Consider the following 18,769-nt stretch of genomic DNA (forward strand, 5'->3'; position numbering starts at 1 on the left):
CGCTGTCGGTCTGACCTGTCGCTATCCCTGCGTGATTCGTGCTGCGCCTGGAAGTCAATTCATGGTGGCATTGCACTTTCTGTTCTGTAGTTCATGCGTGCGCCGCCATTGCATTGCGGGCGGGCGCATGGGATGGATCGAAGCGTTCGTCCCTGGCCAATACGGCCCAGAGGATGCGGGCGTGCTTGTTGGCAACCGCGACCAGCGTCTTATAGTAGCCAATACGCGCATGCAGCTGGACGATCCAGCGCGAGAGCCGGTCATCGCGTCGGTGCGCTGTGAGAATGGCCGATCGAGCGCCCTGGAACAGGAGCGTGCGCAGGTAGTCGCTGCCCTGTTTGGTGATCCGGCCGAGCCGCTGTTTGCCGCCGCTGCTGTTCTGTTTGGGAACGAGGCCGATCCAGGCGGCCATCTGCCGGCCGTTTCTGAACTGACGGGCGTTGACCACGGTCGCTACGACGGCAGATGCGGTGATTCGGCCCACGCCACATATGGCCATACAGCGCTGCGTCTGTGGATCGTGACTGGCGTGTTCGGTGATCTGCCGGTCTAGCCAACCGATTTGCTCATCCAGCGCCTGCCATTGGGCCCAGCCATGCATCAGCGCCTGACGGGCCGGACCGGCGAGTTCGTTATTGCCATCCTCAACACGGTCAACGAAATGGCTTCGGAACCGACCGATGCCTTGCGGCAGGAAGACGCCGAACTCGGCTAGCAGGCCTCGCAAGCGATTCACGAGCGCCGTGCGTTCCTCCACGAAACCGGTGCGCATGCGGTGAAGGACCAGCACGCTTTGCTGCGCGGCTGACTTGACGGGCACGAAACGCATGTGTGGGCGGCTGGCTGCCTCGCAGATCGCTTCAGCATCGAGGGCGTCATTTTTGACGCCAGCGCCACCTTTGCGGTAAGGAGCCGCAAATTGCGGGGGAATCAGCCGCGCGTCGTGCCCGAGACCGCGGAGCTTGCGCGCCCAATAGTGCGCAGCGCTGCACGCCTCCATCGCCACCAGACAGGGGGCAAGGTTGGCAAACCAGCTCATGAAATTCTCACGCGCAATGGCTTACGTACCACAACATGTTCACCAGCATCGACCGCGTGGATCTGCATGGCATTTTTGGCAAGATCAACACCAACACGGGTAATTGCGTTCATGACTTTCCCCTTCCACAGATGTGCAACGGCTATCATGATGGCACCAGGAGGCGCAGGCGCCACAGGGACGGGAGCTCCTTACCAATTCCGGCGGCGAAGGCTGACATTCCTGAGCTCGCTCATGTGAAGCACGTTTTCGTCAAGGCGGCTGCACGTGTGAACAACCGTGCCGAGAACAGCCACCAGCCGACCCGCAGGCGCGAACGCCAGATGTGCGGCTTTCGCGATGCGCGTCGCACGCAAGCGTTTCTCTCATGCTTTGGCCCGATCCGGCAGCACTTCGCGCTGCCCAGACATCGGATGAACGCAGCATGTCATCGTGCCGTACTCCAGGAACGCTTCGTCACATGGCAGGGGTGGACCGTCACTACCGCATCTCAGAAAGCTATTTAATAAGTATAACTACTCTTTAACCAAAAAGTTGTCTACGGCCGTCAACCTGACAAAGCCCTACGGACTGCGCTCTCTGGTTGAAGCGCAGATATCGCGCATCAAGCGATACACCGGCGCCAAACTGCTGACGCAGAAACTCGAGTCACAGGAGCGCGAAGGCGTCGTCATCGCCAATATCATCAACCTGTGGAATTCGTTCGGCAGACCCGTTTCCTTTAAAAATGCATAGCTGCGTCCGCTACCCGGAGAGCGTTACCCTTCCGAACAAAGCCCATCAGATCGACCCATATCGATACCTTATTTGGCTCTTTACGAAGCTGGCGCTGGCAAAAACTGTCGACGACTACGACGCACTTCTGCCCTTGGAAGATGCCTGCCGAACTCCGCTGATCCCTGTCGCTAACAAAATATGGCGCGCTCCCGGGCGGCACTCAGAGGGGCGTCGTTAATGGATCGCATACCTTCGATGCGAACGGATTACTTCGATACTGCGGCTTTACCGTACGGTTACGAGCCGCAGATCGGATGGTCTTTATATGCGCTCGATCACCATCGCTATGCCCTGCCCCACACCGATGCACATCGTGCACAGTGCGAAGCGGCCGCCGGTGCGCTGCAACTGATAGCTCGCGGTCGTCACGAGACGCGCGCCGCTCGCGCCGAGCGGATGGCCGAGCGCGATTGCGCCGCCATTCGGGTTCACGCGAGGATCGTCATCGGCGACGCCGAGCATGCGCAGCACCGCGAGCCCTTGCGACGCGAACGCTTCGTTCAGCTCGATTACATCCATCTGGTCAATCGTCATGCCGAGCCGCGCCAGTAGTTTCTGCGACGCAGGCGCAGGACCGATGCCCATCACGCGCGGCGGGACACCAGCGGTCGCCACGCCGAGAATGCGTGCGCGCGGCGTGAGACCGTGACGCTTCGCGCTCTCTTCATCGGCGATCAGCATCGCGACCGCCCCGTCGTTTACGCCGGACGCGTTGCCCGCTGTAACCGAGCCGTCCGGGCGCACGACGCCCCTCAGCTTTGCGAGCGCTTCGAGACTCGTCTCCCGCGGATGCTCGTCTTGCGTGACGACGAGCGCATCGCCCTTTTTCTGCGGAATCGTGACCGGCGTGATCTCTTGTGCGAGCGTACCGTCCTTCTGCGCGCGCGAGGCCTTCTGCTGGCTGCGCAGCGCGAACGCGTCCTGATCGGCGCGGCTCACCTTGTAGTCGTCGGCGACGTTCTCGGCAGTCTCTGGCATCGAATCGACGCCGTATTGCTTCTTCATCAGCGGATTGACAAAACGCCAGCCGATGGTCGTATCGTGAATCTCGGCCTGGCGCGAGAACGCGCTCGACGCCTTACCCATCACGAACGGCGCGCGGCTCATGCTCTCCACGCCGCCCGCGATCAGAAAGCCCACCTCACCGGACTTGATCGCGCGCGCGGCGATGCCGACCGCATCCATGCCCGAGCCGCACAGACGGTTGACCGTCGAACCCGGCGTGCCGACCGGCAAGCCGGCGAGCAGTGCCGACATGCGCGTGACGTTGCGGTTGTCCTCCCCGGCCTGGTTCGCGCAGCCGTAGATCACCTCCGCGATGGCGGCCCAATCCACTTCCTTGTTGCGCTCGACGAGCGCGCGCAAGGGAACCGCGCCCAGATCATCCGCGCGCACGAACGACAGCGACCCGGCATAGCGGCCGATCGGCGTACGGATCGCATCACATACGAAAGCTTCTTTCACAGGTTCTTTTCCTTTGCTGAGCAAGCGTTTTAGACAGCAGTTTTGCGTGACGTGCAAGTCGATCATTCAGATTACAGTCGGGTTCCCGACCGATAACGCTCTCGCGCCATTCTGATTGCCATGTCAAAGTCTTGTTCGGTTGCCAAATGCTTGTGATCTACGCTGACGAGCCAACTGTGCGCCGATCTACACCAGCGGATCCGCCCCTCTTCGTAGAACATGCTGAACCAACGCCATAGAGACGCGTCATCTTCGTTAACTGTCCTTGCGGCGAGAACTCGCGTGCTTTCATAAATTGGCGTCGACAAGCTGTTCTCCATGCAATGAGTGGCGAGCGTCGTTCCGGCGTGTTCAGGCCGACTGAGTCAGAAGCCCGACCAATTCGGGAATCGCGGAAAAGAGATCCTCCACGAGACCGTAATCCGCGACGCTGAAGATCGGCACTTTTTCGTCTTATTGATCGCGACGATGACCTTCGAGTCCTTCATGCCGCCCCAGGTCAGGCGGGTCACGCACAGTCCTCATCGCCTCGAGCAGGCCACGCCGGACGTGGATTGAGCAGGCACTGACGGGCGGATTGTCGACTTCGATGACCGGCACATCGTCGACACGCCGGGTCCGGACAGGCATCGTACGGGTCTCCTTTGCTCAGAACGCCGCAATTCCGGTAATGGCCCGCCCCAGAATCAACGCATGAATGTCCTGCGTGCCTTCATAGGTGTTGGCTACCTCGAGATTAACCAGATGCCGCGCAATGCCGAACTCGTCGCTGATGCCATTGCCGCCCAGCATGTCGCGCGCCGTGCGGGCGATATCGAGTGCCTTGCCGCAGCTGTTGCGCTTCACAATCGAGGTCAACTCAACGGCTGCAGGGCCCTCTTCCTTCATGCGCCCGAGCTGGAGGCAGGCCTGCAACCCGAGCGCAATCTCGGTCAGCATGTCAGCCAGCTTCTTCTGCACCAGTTGATTCGCTGCCAGCGGTCGACCAAACTGCCTGCGATCGAGCACATACTGACGCGCACGGTGGAAGCAGTCTTCGGCCGCACCCAGCGCACCCCAGGCAATGCCGTAGCGCGCCGAATTAAGGCACGTGAATGGGCCCTTGAGGCCGCGCACTTCCGGGAAGACGTTTTCTTCTGGGCAGAACACCTCGTCCATCACGATTTCACCGGTGATGCTCGCACGCAGCCCAACCTTGCCGTGAATCGCCGGTGCCGACAGGCCTTTCCAGTCCTTCTCGAGCACGAATCCGCGAATCTGATCTTCGTCGTCTTTGGCCCACACCACGAACACGTCGGCGATCGGGCTGTTGGTGATCCACATCTTGCTGCCCGTCAGGCTGTAGCCGCCCGGCACCTTGCGCGCGCGCGTGATCATGCTGCCCGGGTCCGAGCCGTGATTCGGCTCGGTCAGCCCGAAGCAACCTATGTACTGGCCTGACGCCAGCTTCGGCAGATACTTCTGCCGGGTCGCTTCGTTGCCGAACTCCTTGATCGGCACCATCACGAGCGAACTTTGGACGCTCATCATCGACCGGTAGCCGGAATCGACCATCTCAACCTCGCGGGCAATCAAGCCGTAGCACACGTAGTTGAGCCCTGCACCGCCATACGACTCGGGAATTGTCGCGCCGAGCAGGCCGAGTTCGCCCATCTCGCGAAAGATCGTGGTGTCGGTCCGCTCGTGGCGGAATGCCTCGAGCACGCGTGGCGCCAGCTTGTCCTGGCAGTACGCGCGCGCAGCATCGCGAATCTGGCGCTCGTCGTCAGTCAGTTGCTGGTCGAGCAGAAAAGGATCGTCCCAGACAAAGGACGTGCGACTGCCGGTCATGAAGCTCTCTCCCGTTGGAAATGGTTTAAGAAAACAGATTCAATCGTGTCGGCTCATACGGCGACGCTCCACCTGGAGTACTTGCCATCCCCCGCACGCGCCCCTTTTGCCTGCACCGCACATGACCAGACATTCAACCGCCCAGCCTGCATTTCCGGCGACGCCGGAAATGCCGCTCCGTCGTCAGTCAAAAGCCCATGCGCCACCACATTTCGGATAACTACATAGTTATCCAGATAAAATTCCTTTTGCACGTTCATGCGCACATCCTTCTCAGGCAAGCATCAGGACACTACTTTCTGCGTTCTGGGCGCAGCATTCTCAGCGCCACTACGGAGTTCAACCGCGGCGCTCCTGATTTCGTTGATGAAATACGACAACCATGGCGTCGTCACATCTCCGCTTCGACGGAACAGCAAGGTACCGAATTGGGGGAAGTCCCAGTCGCCCTTGAGCACCTTCAGTGCCCCCGAACGGATATCGTCGCGGAACCAGATCGACGAACAGAACGCAATATAGTCATCCTCGTAGACCAGATGACGCATCACGGCGTGCGAGAGCGTCTCGACGCGATTGTCGCCAAGCTCACATCCGTGGCGGCTCAGCTCAAGATTGAGCGCCCGTTCGACTGGACTCGAGCTCAACACCGGCATCACCAGTTGTTCACGGCCTACCAGATCGCTGAAGTTCAGTTCAGACTGGCTCGCGAGCGGATGGCCGGCGCGCACGCAGAAGTAAAACTCCTCTTCAAGCAGGCGCTCGCTGATCAAATCGGCGAACTGGCCGTCTGCCTGCTCGATCCCGAGCACCAGGTCGAGTTCACAGTTCTGAAGCTTGTAGAGCAGTTCATACGTACGCCCTTCGACCAGATTGAACTGGACCTTTCCAATCCTGCGTTTGGTGCGGCTCACGGCAGTCGGAAGGATATGGTTCATCGACACCGATCCGGCCCCGCAACTAATCCGGCCCTCATTGTCACCCCGAATCGCCTGTACCACAGCCAGCGCCTTGTTCAGTTCGGATTCGGCGGCGTGTATATGGTCGATCATGGCCTTGCCACATTCAGTAGGACTGACACCCCGCGCCGAACGATGCAGCAGCTGGGTTCCCACCACCTCCTCCAGGCGCATGATGCTGCGCGTCAGGGCCGGTTGCGTAATGCCGAGGACTGAAGAGGCTGCACTGATGTTGCCGTACTCCACCACCGTGGCGAAATGCTCGAGATTGATCATGTAACGCGAAAGTTTCGACCGCATGCTGTCTCCTTTGCCCGGTTGCCGCCAGGCCTCCGGTGCGGTCCGGGCTGGCCATCAGATAATCGTTGCTAACTCATCTAATTTTAGTCCTGATCATGTGTGATCAACCATTCGGGGATTACCGAAATGAATTAACTCAGCACGAACCCCTCGTACCCGTTTTCCGCAGCCTTTTCGCACTGCGACCGGTAATCGGGCGCGCTGCCAACATAAATCAGGGCACGCTTGGTCACCGTGCCGTCCGGATTCTGCGTGACCCGGGCCCACCAGGCGTCGCTGTCCGCAAGCAGCGTTTTCGCATAGACCTGGTACACCTGCTCGGTCCATGCCGCCTGGTAGTCGGGATCGGCTTCGGCATATTCGAAACCGTTGCAATGCATATGTTCGATCATCCGTGCCACCCATTCGACCTGGAGCGCACCACACACGCCAATGTTGCAGAACGATGCACCGTTATGGGCCCCGACGAGCGTGAAAAGGTTCGGGAAGCCGCTGATTTGAAGTCCGAGATAAGTCTGCGGACCATCCGCCCACACATCCTTCAGGCGTTTGCTGCCCTTGCCGCGGATATCAATGCGGTCGAGCGCGCCAGTCACGCCGTCGAAACCAGTGGCGAAGATCAGCACGTCGAGCTCGATCTCCCTGCCGCCGACCATCACGCCCTTCGGCGTGATGCGCTCGATGGGCGACTCGCCGATGTCGACCAGCTCGACGTTGTCCTGGTTATATACCTCGTAATACTGCGTTTCCATCGGAACGCGGCGGGTACCGAACGCGTGATTCTTCGGGATCAGCTTTTCGGCGACGACCGGATCGGCGACCCGCGAACGGATTTTGTCCGCGATGAAGTCCGCCAGATACTGATTCGACTCCTTGTTGGTCAGCAAGTCCCGATAGCCCGACAGCCAGATGCCGTAGCCCGGCATGTCATACAGCGACTCGAACAATTCCTGGCGCTCCTCGGCGCTTGCCTCTCGGGCTTTCTTCGGGTGACGTTGATACGGAAACGCCGTCTCGGTCGTCTTGATGAAAGCCAGGAAATCATCGGGCTTGCCGCGTAACTGCTCGATCAGTTCGGGGTCGAGCGGATGGTTGCCCAGCGGCGCGCACCAGTTCGGCGAGCGTTGCAACACGTAGAGCTGTTGCGCGGTCTGCGCGACGATCGGGATGATCTGGACGCCGGTCGCGCCGGTGCCGATTACCCCGACACGTTTGCCCGTGAAGTCGGTATGGCGCGCGGCATCATCGTCGCGGGGCCAGCGCGACGAATGGAACGACTGCCCTTCGAACGTTTCGATACCCGGAATCGCCGGCATGCGTGTCGCTGAGAGCGGCCCGACCGCGGAGAGAAGGAACCGGCAACTCGCGCTGCGGCCATCCTCGAGCGTCAGGCGCCAGCAGCGTTGAGCGTCATCGAAGTGCGCGGTGCTCACCCGTACCTCGAATTCATAGTGGCGGCGCACATCCATCTTGTCGGCCGCGTATTGCGCGTAACGCAGCAACTCGGGCTGACTGGCGAAGCGCTCGCTCCATTGCCACTCCGGAATAATGCCGTTAAGCGCAAAGTAGCCGTAGGCGTAGCTTTCCGTATCGAGACGACAGCCTGGATACCGGTTCCAGTACCAGGTGCCCCCCACATCCGAGGCGGCTTCGAAGCCGCGTACCGTCAACCCCATCCGGTCCAGCAGCCAGGTCTGGTACATGCCGGTAATGCCGGCGCCAATCACAACTGCGTCGAAATCGGGTTTGCTCACTTGTTCAGGCATTTTCCTGCTCCGTTACGGTCAACATGGCACGCAATTCAGCCTTCATGATCTTTCCTGTCGAAGTCAGCGGCATGTGTTCGACGAAGCGGAAGGTCACGGGCACCTTGTAATCGGCAAGACTCTCGCGGCAGTGCGAGAGCAGCGCCTCGACGCCCGGCGGCGCCTGCCCGGGATCCGTCGACAGGAACGCGCACACCTGTTCGCCGAATAGCGCGTCCGGCTGACCGACAACCGCTGCAGCCTTGACGAGCGGATGCTTGAGCAACACCTGCTCCACCTCGCTCGAATAGATGTTTTCGCCCCCGCGGATGATCATGTCCTTCTTGCGGTCGACGAGCGTAATCAGCCCCTCGTCACTCTGGAAGCCCAGGTCACCCGTATGCAGCCAACCGTTGCGCAACGTGGCACTGGTGGCCGCTTCGTCGCGCAGATAACTGCGCATCACGTTGGGGCCGCGCGCCACGAGCTCACCAACTTGGCCACGCGGCAGCTCCTGGTCTTCGTGATCGAAGATCGCCACTTCGACAGCCGCCATTGGTAGGCCGACTGATCCGGCACGGTCCACGGCCAGCTCGCCCGGCAGCGTCACCAGCGTGCCGCCCGACTCGGTCTGCCCCATCCCATGCACCAGCGAGGCGTTCGGGAACAGCGCCTGAACCTCGCCGAGGCGCGCGATCGTCATCGGCGCGGCCCCGAAATCGAGGGTCTTCACGCTGTCGAGCACGACGCCGAGCGCGCGTGCCTTGTCGACCATCAGCATCAGGATCGACGGGACCGCGAACATGGCCGTGATGCGTTCGCGTCGCACCAGCTCGATGGTGGGCTCCGTGCTGTATTGATCGATGTAGAGCGAGCCGCCCGTGAACAGCACGGGGAAAAAGCAGGTATGCGCCGCGATATGGAACAGCGGGGTCACGGCCAGCAGTCGCGCATCGTCGTGGTCATATTCCCATGCGCCCGACGACTGCAGCGCATCGGCGAACAGCGAGGCATGGGTATGCACCACGCCCTTGGGCTTACCTGTCGTACCCGACGTGTAGTAGATGGCCGCTGGTGCGCCGGCCTCGATGCACGCCTCGTTCCCATACCGCGGCGAGCCTGCAACCGTCACCGGAGCCTCGACATCGACAACCAGCTCCGACACCGCCAGACCATGCACCTCGCGAACCTCGCCGAGCGGTGCGGCGAACGCCGGCTCGGAAATGGTCAGGACGCTTTGCGAGTGCCCAAGGATGAAGGCCAGTTCGGCTGCCACCAGGCGATTGTTCAACGGTACGGCCACCGCGCCGATATCGAGCACGGCCAGATACCAGACCAGGTAGTGGTCACTATTGTTCATCAGCAGCGCGACCACCTGCTGCTCGCGCACGCCGAGCTCGCGCAGAACCTGGCGCGCAGTATCGACAGCATCCAGCAACTGCCCATAGGTCAACGTGCGCCCGCGGTACACGACGGCGGGTTGCGCCAGCCGCTGCTGTGCGCGCTCCCGCATCAGGCTCGTGTACGTCCGCCCGGCGGCTGTCTTCAGCTCCGCGAGGATTTCATGGCCACGCTGCATGCGCTTCGCGGCGACTGCGCTGATCCGGTCAACGACGGAATTTGCTTGCATGTCGATTCTCAATTTTGGAATTCAGAGGGATGCCGCGTACTCACGCCCGAGCTGGAGCGCCTTGAGGAAATCATCGACGTCGAGGTCGCGGAGCCAGCGTTTGGTTGCCGCGACGGCGGCGCACGGCAAGTCGAGCCACGCATCGAGGCGGGTCCGCACGAGTGTGTCGAGCGTCTCCGCCGTGGCCACCCGCGTTACAATCCCGAAGCCATATGCGTCGACACTGGTCCACGGCGTTTGGTCGTACAACACACGGCGAATCACGTGAGGTACCATGATCTGACGCAGCACGGGCACGATCGCCGACGGCACCATGCCGAGCTTCAGTTCGGGCAAACGCCAGCGCGCTTCGCCCAGCGCCACCACGTCATCGCACAGGCACAGCGCCGCGACCGCTCCCCCAAGTACCGTGCCGTGTACCCGGGCCACCACCGGCTTCGTCAACGCGTACAGTTCCTGCAGCAGCGCCACCAGTGCCTCGTTACCCTCGCGCCATTGCGCCGCGTTACCTACAGCGGCCCAGCCGAGATCGGCACCGGTGCAGAAATGCTTGCCGCTTGCACGCAGCAGGATCACCGCGACATCGGGCTCGTGCTGCGCGGCCCGCAGCGCAGCACGAAGCTCGTGCATCAGCGGAATCGACAACGCGTTGCCGCGCTTCGGCACATCCAGGGTGATCATGGCAACCCGTCCTTCTACTTCGAAAATGACGGCGTTATCTGTACTCGTCTCAGTCATTCGGATTTCTCATCGCATGGCGAGCTTTGACCCTGACCACTACGCGGCGCCACCGCGCTCAACCGGCGGCGACCGTGTTGCGCAGCACACCCACGCGTTCGATCTCCACTTCCACCGTGTCGCCGTCCTTAATCCAGAGCGGCGGCTTGCGCATCGCGCCAATGCCTCCCGGCGTGCCGGTCACGATCACGTCGCCTGCTTCGAGCGGCGCAACCGTTGACAGATGTGCGATCTGAGCGGCGATGTCATGGATCATCATGCGTGTCGAGGAACGCTGCACTTCGGCGCCGTTCAGCCGCGTCACGAGCGCCAGATCGCTGCCGAACGGAATCTCGGAGGCCGTCACGAGCCATGGACCGAAGCTGCCCGTGCACCAGAAGTTCTTGCCCACATCCCACTGCGACGTTCGCAACTGCCAGTCGCGCACGCTGACGTCGTTGTAGCAGGCATAACCCGCCACATGACGATGCGCGTCCGCAGCCGCGATGCGGCGTCCCGGCTTGCCAATCACGACGGCCATTTCGCCTTCGAAATCGAACTGTTCCGACTCGTGCGGCCGCATCACCGGTGCATCGTGTGCCACCTGCGAACTGGCCGTGCGCAGGAAAAACAGCGGTGCATTGGCCGGCTTCGCGCCGCACTCCTCGACGTGCTCGTAGTAGTTCAGGCCGCAGCACCAGATCTTGCCCGGATTCGGAATCACCGGAAGCAGCGTCACATGTTCAAGCGGGTAATCGGCGGGTCGCCCTTCCAGCAGCGGGGGCAGTCCCGCGAGCGCATCGGCTGCGAGGACCGCGCGTAGATCGGCGTAACGCCCGTCGCACAGACGCTTCAGATCGATGATCCCGCCTTCGGTCACCGCGCCAAAACTCTCGACACCGTCGATTTCGAAGCTCACCAGTTTCATGACTTTTTGTCATCCTTATCATTGTTCATTTTGACCGTCGATCGAACCGACAGTCTCATGAGCGGGTGTGCGGGCAAACCGCAGCTCGTGCATCCAGCTGCACGGTTCAGGCCATCGGACCGAATCGTGCCTGCTCCGCGTAGCTCGATGCGCTTCCCGGCAGCTGATCGGGCCAGGCATCGTCCGCGGCTCGCACCACCGGCCCGGTGCCAAACTGTTCCATTTCGAAATACAACTCGATGCAGTGGATGTCGTCGAGCATGAAATGTGTCGCGTACGCAATACCGGGGTGCAGCTGCGTCGGAAGCTGGACTTCGACGAGGCCTGCTTCGCGCAGAAACGCACGCGCGTCTTTCAACTGCTGGTAGGTCTGCACGCGCATGCCGAGGCTCATCAGCACCGTCCGGCTGCTCATCTTCAGCTTCTCGCGTAGGGCCAGCGGATAAAGCGCAATGCTGTGATGCTCGGCCCCGGCACGCAGGAATACGCAGCGATGACCTTCCCACTCGATTTCCGCGGACCTGGTCAGGCCCATCGTTCCCGTATAGAAGCGTTCTGAAGCATGGAGGTCCGAGCAGAACAGGCGCACCGGGCCCATGGCGCTGACCTTGAACGGACGCTGCTGCAGAATCCCGCCGACATCGAAGCGGTACGGCAGCGCCGAGTCGCGGCCGAAGCCCGAGAGCAGATCGATGTTCTCCTCGCGGGCTTCCGCCACTTCGAGCACCTCGGGTTTCATCGGCAGCTCGAATTCCTGGTAAGGCAGATGCTTATACATCGCCGCAGGCTTGCTGCGGCCCTGCCAGCCGACCTGCTCCATGCCATAGAAAAGTTCGACACGATGACCGTCCGGATCGTAGGCGTAGACCGCCCAGTTGCTGCCCGGCAGATCGCGACCGATGCGCTGAACCTTGATGCCGCTCGCGTTGAAGAATCGATAAGCCTCGTTGACCTCACGCAGGCTGTTCACCTGGAACGAAATCTGGTTCAGGGTGGCGCCCGCTTCATAGTACGCCCGGCGCTCCGGATCGGCGGTCGCCGGATTGATCGCGACGAGCGCGTGATGATCGGTGTTACAGGTCGTGAAGCACCCGAGCAGTTCGCCTTCCTTGCCGGTCATCCGCTCGGTCTGACGGAGCCCGAACAGATCGATCAGACGCGCCTCGCTGGCCTCCGTTTCGGCGGTCCAGACCCCCAGGTGGCCGAGTCGAACCGCCTTGAAGGGACGCGAAAAGGTCACACCACCTACGTCGTAACGTTCCTCTTGATGCATGCCTGCTATCTCCGTTTCTTGTCTTTCTCTGATGCCTGGCGGACGCCGCGACCGGCAGTCCGCCGCCGCACGGGCCTTACTTCGACAGATGCTGATGCGCGAAGTCGACCACGCGTTGCATCGCTGCCACCGAGGCCGGCAGCGTCGGGTGCATGGTCGTGAACATCATCGGCGCCTCATAGACGGCCAGCTCGATCTCGCCGCCCGCTTCCTTGTAACGCTGGATGAAGCGGTCAGCTTCCGTGCCCGGAACTTCCGATTCGATATCGTGGTGGTTGTGCACATCATCGTCGGTGGCGAGCACCCACATGGCGGGCGGCAGATAGACCGGTTCACCACGCTCCAGAACCAGCGTCGGGCTGCCTTCCTTCATGTTCGCTTCGGTCTTCCAGTAACCGTCGTGCAGACCAATCACCTCGGCTGCCCAGTCCGGCGCGTTACCTTCGGCCAGCAGGCGCTTCGCGTAGCGATAGCGGCCGTAAGGGTTGATGACCGGCCACAGCATCGAGATGCACCTGACCGTCGCGTCGACTTCCGGCGAGCCCGGCGGCAGCGGAATCGATGCGTACTGCGCGTCATGCGGGCGCATCGCCACGAGCATGCCCAGGTGGCCGCCGCTCGAGTTACCGGACAGACCAATGCGTTCGGCGTCGACCTTGAAGCGCGCGGCGTTCGCCTTCAGCCAGCGAATCCCGTAGTTGATGTCGGACGGTGATTTCGGATAGGCACCCTGCGCACCCTGGCGGAAATCGAGCGACACCACCACCAGACCCGAGCAGGCCAGCGCCTCGTGAACCGCCTTGCCGCGCGTGCGGTCGAACTTGCTCCAGGCCCCGCCATGCAACTCGATCACGGCGGGAAACGGGCCTTCACCCTCCGGCGTGTAGACGCGCGCCAGCAGTTCCACGTCGTCGTGCTTCAGATAAACCACGTCCTGAACCTGGATGTCATCCAATTGCTCATTCATATTCCGCATTCCTAATATAAAGTTGTGATATCCAGCTCATCAATTCCGGTATTCGATCAGCCCGACAAGCCGAGCAGCATGCGACCGTAGGGAACCATTGCAGCCTCCCAGTTCGCGCCAAAATGCGAACCTGTGGTCTGTGAATCGCGGTACCACGACTGCAAGGGGTTACGGTCGTGCACAATCTCGGCGCTGGTCGTCGACACCAGTGTCTCGATGCCGCGACGCGCCACCCGGTTCGCCCACACCGAATCACGGTGCGCAGCCTGTGCATCCGGCGCGGTTACGCCCTTGCCGGACGCGATCAGATCGGCCACGTGTCTGTGACGGCGATGCGCCACAAAAATCGCGGCGTCGATGTCCGCAGCGGCCTCGCCCAGCTTGCACTGGATGATCTGCGAATCGGACAGCGTCGTCATGCCGCGCGATACGCGCCCACGCATCGTGAGACCGATGTGCTCCAGTACAAGGCGCGCCAATGCGAGCGTCACCGGCAACTGCGTGAAGATCGCGAAGGCCGCCCGTGGCGCCTTCAGCAGCGCGTAGTCGGGGTGAACGGCACTCCCCGGTGTCTGCCCATTCTTCAAACCAGCATCACTTACCAGCCGATGCTCCGGCACGAATGCGTCATTGAGCGAGACCGTATTACTGCCGGTGCCACGCAGGCCGAGCGTCTGCCAGTCATCGAGGATCGTCACTTCGGACATCGGTACCAGCATGTACTGGAGCGAGCGAGCACCGTCGTGCTCGACCCAGGCGCCTACGATCAGCCACTCCGCGTGCTTGCAGCCGCTCGCAAACGGATAGGTACCGGAGATGCGGTAGCCGCCCTTGGTCCGTTGAGCTGTCGCGCGCGGCGCGAGGCTCGAGGCAACCACGGCGAGCGGATTCGCACCCCAGACGTCTTCCTGGGCTTGCTCCGGGAAACACCCTACGACCCAGGCATGCTCACCGAATACCGAGAGGACCCATGCGCTGGAGGGACACCCCATCGCCAGTTCTTCCACCACACGGCAAAGCAGCAGCGGCGAGCTCTGGAGTCCCCCATAGCGTTTGGGCTGGAGGATTCGCGAGAGTCCCGTTTCGCGGAAACGATCCACCGTAGCCGTCGACACGTTGCGCTGACGCACACAGTCCGCCTCACGTTCCTTCAGAACCCCGACGAAATCGAGTGCCTCGTTGAACAACGCGCGCTCCGGGCCGCTCATCCAGCTATCGTCGACCATCCGGTACGAAGGAAGGAGCGTCTGCCCATTGTTTTCAATAACCTGCTGAGTAACCATCTTTGCCCTCGTCATTTGCGCTTCTTCATTGATTGACGCGATGCCGTCATCAGGCATGCGCCGCAATACCGGCATAGCCGCTACGGTAGTAGAGCAGCGGCGAGCTTTGCTCCCGCGCATGAACACCCAGCACGCGGCCAACGAAAATCGAGTGAGTGCCGGAATCGATCGCTTCACCCAACTCGCAGTCGAAAGCGACTAGCGCATCCATCAGTACCGGTGCGCCGGTCTTGAGCATCGACCACTGGCCATACTCAAAACGCTCCGCGCGGGCAAGATGATTCGAGAACCTCTGGGCAACCTCGCTCTGATCTGCCGCGAGCACGTTCACGCAGAACTTGCGGCTTTCCACGATCATCTGATGGGTCGAGTTCTGGCGATTCACGCAAACAACCAGTTGTGCCGGCGCCGCAGAAAGGGAGCAAACGGCCGTAGCGGTCATGCCGCCGCGCTGCGCATCTGAAACGCTGGTGATCAACGTGACGCCAGCGGCGAGGTTCTTCATGGCGGACTTGAAATCCGCTTCACTCACGGTCTCCAACATGTCTCCACTCCGTATTTGACGCATTACCGCAATCGGTTAGCTATGGATTCATCGTATCCACCGCCCAATGCTCTGTGAAATGCTATTTTTGACGAGGCCATGCACGGGATGCATGACTGACATGCATGGCCAACGGACACCCTTCCATCTGAACCGCTGGGTCAAGCCGACAAACGTCCCGTGGTTGTGCCGTTAGCCACTTGCGGTCCGCTTGAATCCACGCCCCCGCATAGAGCGTCCATGATGATTTGCGAGCGGGGGTGGAGTTCGACTCAATGGCGCACTCCGACCACATTGGCGCGCGCCAGTGATCGCACTGGGCGTGGGTCTTTCAGAACCGGTGACAAAGCCCGAATACAGCTGCAACCTGCGTACTCGTGCTGGATGGGGCGCCGGTTAGCATGATCCAGGCATTCAGATTTCTCGATGTCTTCTGATAGAACGCATCCACGTAGAGGTTCGTGCGCTTGGAGAGAAAGTACGATACGCCCGCGTTCGTTTGCCAGTAGTTGCCCGATGCCGGTCCTTCGGTTGCGTGCGTATATGTTTCGCCGAGCGAACCAATCAGGTCTGACGCGAAGTCGTAGCGGACACTACCCTCGACGTTTTGAAAACGTACGGAGCCAGTTCCTCCACCGCTGCCGGTTGCGCCAGAAAACAGCGAGCCGGTGCTTGGGTTTTCAAAGCGCGTGTTGGTATATAACAGACCAAAATTTGCATGGCCGACGGCATACCTGCCGGCAACTGCCCACTCCTGAACGGACGACGCCGTAGCCAGAAAAGGCGTCATCGAATAACTGAAATAGGAATCCGAGGGAATTGCGCCGTTAGTGTCCTTGTTGAATGCCGGCTCGCTAAGGCGCACGTATGCCGTTGCCAACTTCAGATTTCCGTTCGTGTAGGTCGCACCGACGCTCCAGGAACGGTTGGTCCCGAAGTTCGGGGAGTTCGAGAACGCGTACATCGTTTCCGCCTGAAAGCCAGCGTAGAGCGGGCTGACGTACTTGACCGAATTGTCGGTGCGATAGGTCAGGAAACCTTCGTTATCCAATGGGTGTAGCGCAGATCCCGTGGCGCCACTGCTAATCAGCAATGGCGCGATGAAATCCTGCAGCGGGCTGTATTGTCGGCCCATTGTCAGCGTGCCGTACTGCGTGGAGGACAGACCCGTCCATGCCTGGCGGCCAAACAGACGGCCACCTTGAAGAGATGCCCCGGTAAACTGGCTAAAGCCGTTTTCCAGGTGGGAGACCGCAGTCAGTCCGCCGCCAAGGTCTTCCACCACCCTCAAGCCCCAGCGTGGTGCCAGCAGCGGACCGCTGAGGGTCTGCCATGACGAGTGGCCGCCGTTATTGTTCGTATAGAGAATGCCACCATCCAGGATCCCAAAGAGCGTAACGCTGCTTTGTGCATGAGCCATTCCCGCCGTAGCCATTAAGGCGCCAAGCGCGAGAATCGATTTTTTCCGCCGCATCGTTACCAGCGTGCGAGTGATCGTATTTTTCATGATTCGTGATCCTAATTTAAACAGTATCAATTTTTCTTCCTTACCTATGGTACGTAAGCAGGATTCCTTGACTTTTATGCGGCGAATTCGTAGCGCCTACTTTTCCCCTGCACCCAGCAGCTGCATCTTCATTCGCTTTTGCTCCTGACGCGATCGGTCGCTGGAATAACGGTGCTGGACCATCGAAATCGCCAGCGCGGACAGCAATCCTGGAATGGCGAAGGCGAAGAACATGTTATGGATCGAGAACGACATCGATACCAGCCAGCCCGCCAGCAATGGTCCAAGCATGCCGCCAACACGGCCTACGCTCGAAGAGAATCCCAGGGCGCTCGAGCGGACGAACGCCGGATAAAACTGCGACATGTAGACCTGCACGAGATTCTGTGCGCCGACTACCGGCACACCCGCCACGGCGATCAGCACGTAAGCCCAGGCCGCACTCCGGTTCAATGCGAATAGGACCATGGTGACGGTGCCCAGCAGATACAGGCCGACGAGAATCCGCTTGAGCGAATAGCGATCGCCGGCATAGCCCATGACCAGGGTTCCGACAATCGCACCGCATTGCAACACGATCAGGAACATCAGACTCGAATTCATCGTGAAGCCGGCTTCCAGCATCAGCTTCGGCAGCCAGTTGATCAGACCGTAGCCGAGGATCAGATGAAAGAAGATGGCCGCCGTAAACATCCCCGTGCTCAGACCACGACCTTCATTGAACAGGCTGGCCAGCGGAAGCTGTTTGCTCGCCTCGTGCGTCTCGACCAGCTGAACGTCGGACCCGATCCTGCTGGTCGGATCGATGCGGGCCAGCAAGGCCAGCAGTTCCGCCCTGCGGCCGTCACGCAGCAGAACGAAGCTCGATTCCGGCATGTAGCGGTAGGCGATCGGCAGAAAGATCAGTGGCGCGGCGCCCATCCAGAGCACGAAGCGCCAGCCGTATTCCCCAATCGCCAGGATCCCGATGAACGGCGAGAGCATGCCGCCCAGGCAATATCCGCACATCATGATGGCGGTAATGGTGGTACGGGATTTTTGGGGGGAGTAGTCGGTGAGCAACGCAATCGCGTTCGGTAGGATGCCGCCCAGCCCGAGGCCCGCCATGAAGCGGAACGCGCCGAACAGTTTCGGCCCGGGCGCCACGCCACCCAGTGCGGTAAACAGGCTGAACAGGATCACGGTGGCGGCCACCATCCGCTTGCGGCCGAAGCGGTCGGCGAGAACGCCGAACGTGATGGCGCCAAACAGCATGCCGAACAGGCTGTAGCTGCCCAAAGCGCCGGCCTCGACGGGAGACAGATGCCACTCCTTCATCATTGGCGGAAGGATTGCGCCGAACACCGCGGTGTCGTAACCGTCGAAGATGACGCAAAAGAAGCCAATAATCAGCAGAATCAAGTGAAAGCGCCGGAAATCGCTTTTCGCAATGTAGTCAGATACGTTCAACTGGTTCACGTTTCGTTGTCTCCACGGTGTCCTTGATGGGGGACGCCTTTTTATAGAAAGCTGCTGGTCGCTCGATACAAGCCGTAGATGCGGACGATTTCCCATGCAGATCCAGAAAACGCCCGGATTCCGTCTGCGCTCACGAATCACTGCACTCTGCAGGTAATTTATCGAGACGATAGCGAGACACTAAGAGATGCGTGACGAATCGGCCAATGCATTGTGGGGCGCGGCGATGCACGCAGGACATAGCTGCGCCCGGAGCCCCTTGCACTCGTGGTTCCAGGCATCTTGACGGCAGGATCGTCAGGGTAAGTCCCGGTAGGACCCATGGAGCGCCGCAGGGATATTTTGACCTCG

16 protein-coding genes and 3 pseudogenes are annotated in these 18,769 nt (G+C 60.8%); 3 read left to right on the forward strand and 16 right to left on the reverse strand.

The features are described 5' to 3' along the window. Nucleotides 1–91: 91 nt before the first annotated feature. Nucleotides 92–1,152 (reverse strand): annotated as a pseudogene (locus HF916_RS04155) (IS110 family transposase). Between the two features lie 87 nt (nt 1,153–1,239). Between HF916_RS04155 and HF916_RS04160 the strand changes: the two are divergent. From HF916_RS04160 to HF916_RS51910, 3 genes and pseudogenes are all read left to right on the forward strand, one after another. Next, a pseudogene (locus tag HF916_RS04160) lies at nt 1,240–1,545 on the forward strand (IS6 family transposase); the annotation flags it as partial. Nucleotides 1,546–1,573: 28 nt separating this feature from the next. Beyond that, entirely contained in the window at nt 1,574–1,774 is a 201-nt protein-coding gene (locus HF916_RS04165) for a transposase (RefSeq protein ID WP_240975353.1), read from the forward strand. Continuing rightward, on the forward strand, nt 1,767–1,994 hold the full coding sequence (locus tag HF916_RS51910; protein WP_240975354.1) for a transposase domain-containing protein: 228 nt from the start codon (nt 1,767–1,769) through the stop codon (nt 1,992–1,994). Before HF916_RS04165 ends, HF916_RS51910 begins: the two co-directional genes overlap by 8 nt. A gap of 83 nt (nt 1,995–2,077) precedes the next feature. On the opposite strand, the gene pcaF is transcribed toward HF916_RS51910, so the two are convergent. From pcaF to HF916_RS04245, 15 genes and pseudogenes are all read right to left on the reverse strand, one after another. Continuing rightward, nucleotides 2,078–3,280 carry a 3-oxoadipyl-CoA thiolase gene (pcaF, locus tag HF916_RS04175; protein WP_168787913.1) on the reverse strand — a complete coding sequence of 401 codons (1,203 nt, stop codon included), beginning with the start codon at nt 3,278–3,280 and terminating at the stop codon, nt 2,078–2,080. Between the two features lie 351 nt (nt 3,281–3,631). Beyond that, nucleotides 3,632–3,771: pseudogene (locus HF916_RS50355) on the reverse strand (electron transfer flavoprotein subunit alpha/FixB family protein); the annotation flags it as partial. Between the two features lie 157 nt (nt 3,772–3,928). Continuing rightward, nucleotides 3,929–5,110 carry an acyl-CoA dehydrogenase gene (locus tag HF916_RS04185; RefSeq protein WP_168787914.1) on the reverse strand — a complete coding sequence of 394 codons (1,182 nt, stop codon included), beginning with the start codon at nt 5,108–5,110 and terminating at the stop codon, nt 3,929–3,931. A gap of 53 nt (nt 5,111–5,163) precedes the next feature. Next, nucleotides 5,164–5,370, reverse strand: coding sequence for a hypothetical protein (locus tag HF916_RS04190; protein WP_168787915.1), 207 nt, complete (start codon nt 5,368–5,370; stop codon nt 5,164–5,166). Between the two features lie 24 nt (nt 5,371–5,394). After that, on the reverse strand, nt 5,395–6,366 hold the full coding sequence (locus HF916_RS04195; protein ID WP_168787916.1) for a LysR family transcriptional regulator: 972 nt from the start codon (nt 6,364–6,366) through the stop codon (nt 5,395–5,397). 131 nt (nt 6,367–6,497) lie between these two features. Continuing rightward, nucleotides 6,498–8,132: a flavin-containing monooxygenase gene (locus tag HF916_RS04200; RefSeq protein WP_168787917.1), complete on the reverse strand. Its 1,635-nt coding sequence runs from the start codon at nt 8,130–8,132 to the stop codon at nt 6,498–6,500. Continuing rightward, on the reverse strand, nt 8,125–9,741 hold the full coding sequence (locus HF916_RS04205) for a class I adenylate-forming enzyme family protein (protein WP_168787918.1): 1,617 nt from the start codon (nt 9,739–9,741) through the stop codon (nt 8,125–8,127). Before HF916_RS04205 ends, HF916_RS04200 begins: the two co-directional genes overlap by 8 nt. 21 nt (nt 9,742–9,762) lie before the next feature. Then, complete coding sequence (locus HF916_RS04210; RefSeq protein ID WP_168787919.1) at nt 9,763–10,422, reverse strand: enoyl-CoA hydratase/isomerase family protein; 660 nt, start codon at nt 10,420–10,422, stop codon at nt 9,763–9,765. A gap of 115 nt (nt 10,423–10,537) precedes the next feature. Continuing rightward, nucleotides 10,538–11,386 (reverse strand): fumarylacetoacetate hydrolase family protein, encoded by an 849-nt coding sequence (locus HF916_RS04215; protein ID WP_168787920.1) that lies wholly within the window; start codon nt 11,384–11,386, stop codon nt 10,538–10,540. Between the two features lie 106 nt (nt 11,387–11,492). After that, entirely contained in the window at nt 11,493–12,659 is a 1,167-nt protein-coding gene (locus HF916_RS04220; protein WP_168787921.1) for a VOC family protein, read from the reverse strand. A 76-nt stretch (nt 12,660–12,735) separates the two neighbouring features. Further along, on the reverse strand, nt 12,736–13,626 hold the full coding sequence (locus tag HF916_RS04225) for an alpha/beta hydrolase (protein ID WP_168787922.1): 891 nt from the start codon (nt 13,624–13,626) through the stop codon (nt 12,736–12,738). 56 nt (nt 13,627–13,682) lie between these two features. Next, a complete protein-coding gene (locus tag HF916_RS04230) occupies nt 13,683–14,909 on the reverse strand; it encodes an acyl-CoA dehydrogenase family protein (protein WP_168787923.1) in 1,227 nt (408 codons plus the stop codon). A 49-nt stretch (nt 14,910–14,958) separates the two neighbouring features. After that, nucleotides 14,959–15,414 carry a flavin reductase family protein gene (locus HF916_RS04235; RefSeq protein ID WP_206001779.1) on the reverse strand — a complete coding sequence of 152 codons (456 nt, stop codon included), beginning with the start codon at nt 15,412–15,414 and terminating at the stop codon, nt 14,959–14,961. A 370-nt stretch (nt 15,415–15,784) separates the two neighbouring features. Then, on the reverse strand, nt 15,785–16,960 hold the full coding sequence (locus HF916_RS04240) for a porin (protein WP_346777710.1): 1,176 nt from the start codon (nt 16,958–16,960) through the stop codon (nt 15,785–15,787). Between the two features lie 96 nt (nt 16,961–17,056). Beyond that, complete coding sequence (locus HF916_RS04245; protein ID WP_168787925.1) at nt 17,057–18,418, reverse strand: MFS transporter; 1,362 nt, start codon at nt 18,416–18,418, stop codon at nt 17,057–17,059. Nucleotides 18,419–18,769: the final 351 nt, after the last annotated feature.

This window comes from Paraburkholderia aromaticivorans (assembly GCF_012689525.1).
Lineage (GTDB): Bacteria > Pseudomonadota > Gammaproteobacteria > Burkholderiales > Burkholderiaceae > Paraburkholderia > Paraburkholderia aromaticivorans_A.

What these genes read in the sequence shown, in the direction of transcription:
- HF916_RS04240 (WP_346777710.1), bottom strand. Translation starts at nt 16,960, where the DNA reads ATGAAAAATACGATCACTCGCACGCTGGTAACGATGCGGCGGAAAAAA.
- HF916_RS04215 (WP_168787920.1), bottom strand. Translation starts at nt 11,386, where the DNA reads ATGAAACTGGTGAGCTTCGAAATCGACGGTGTCGAGAGTTTTGGCGCG.
- HF916_RS04225 (WP_168787922.1), bottom strand. Translation starts at nt 13,626, where the DNA reads ATGAATGAGCAATTGGATGACATCCAGGTTCAGGACGTGGTTTATCTG.
- HF916_RS04190 (WP_168787915.1), bottom strand. Translation starts at nt 5,370, where the DNA reads ATGAACGTGCAAAAGGAATTTTATCTGGATAACTATGTAGTTATCCGA.
- HF916_RS04220 (WP_168787921.1), bottom strand. Translation starts at nt 12,659, where the DNA reads ATGCATCAAGAGGAACGTTACGACGTAGGTGGTGTGACCTTTTCGCGT.
- HF916_RS04205 (WP_168787918.1), bottom strand. Translation starts at nt 9,741, where the DNA reads ATGCAAGCAAATTCCGTCGTTGACCGGATCAGCGCAGTCGCCGCGAAG.
- HF916_RS04235 (WP_206001779.1), bottom strand. Translation starts at nt 15,414, where the DNA reads ATGAAGAACCTCGCCGCTGGCGTCACGTTGATCACCAGCGTTTCAGAT.
- HF916_RS04185 (WP_168787914.1), bottom strand. Translation starts at nt 5,110, where the DNA reads ATGACCGGCAGTCGCACGTCCTTTGTCTGGGACGATCCTTTTCTGCTC.
- HF916_RS51910 (WP_240975354.1), top strand. Translation starts at nt 1,767, where the DNA reads ATGCATAGCTGCGTCCGCTACCCGGAGAGCGTTACCCTTCCGAACAAA.
- HF916_RS04210 (WP_168787919.1), bottom strand. Translation starts at nt 10,422, where the DNA reads ATGATCACCCTGGATGTGCCGAAGCGCGGCAACGCGTTGTCGATTCCG.
- HF916_RS04200 (WP_168787917.1), bottom strand. Translation starts at nt 8,132, where the DNA reads ATGCCTGAACAAGTGAGCAAACCCGATTTCGACGCAGTTGTGATTGGC.
- HF916_RS04230 (WP_168787923.1), bottom strand. Translation starts at nt 14,909, where the DNA reads ATGGTTACTCAGCAGGTTATTGAAAACAATGGGCAGACGCTCCTTCCT.
- HF916_RS04195 (WP_168787916.1), bottom strand. Translation starts at nt 6,366, where the DNA reads ATGCGGTCGAAACTTTCGCGTTACATGATCAATCTCGAGCATTTCGCC.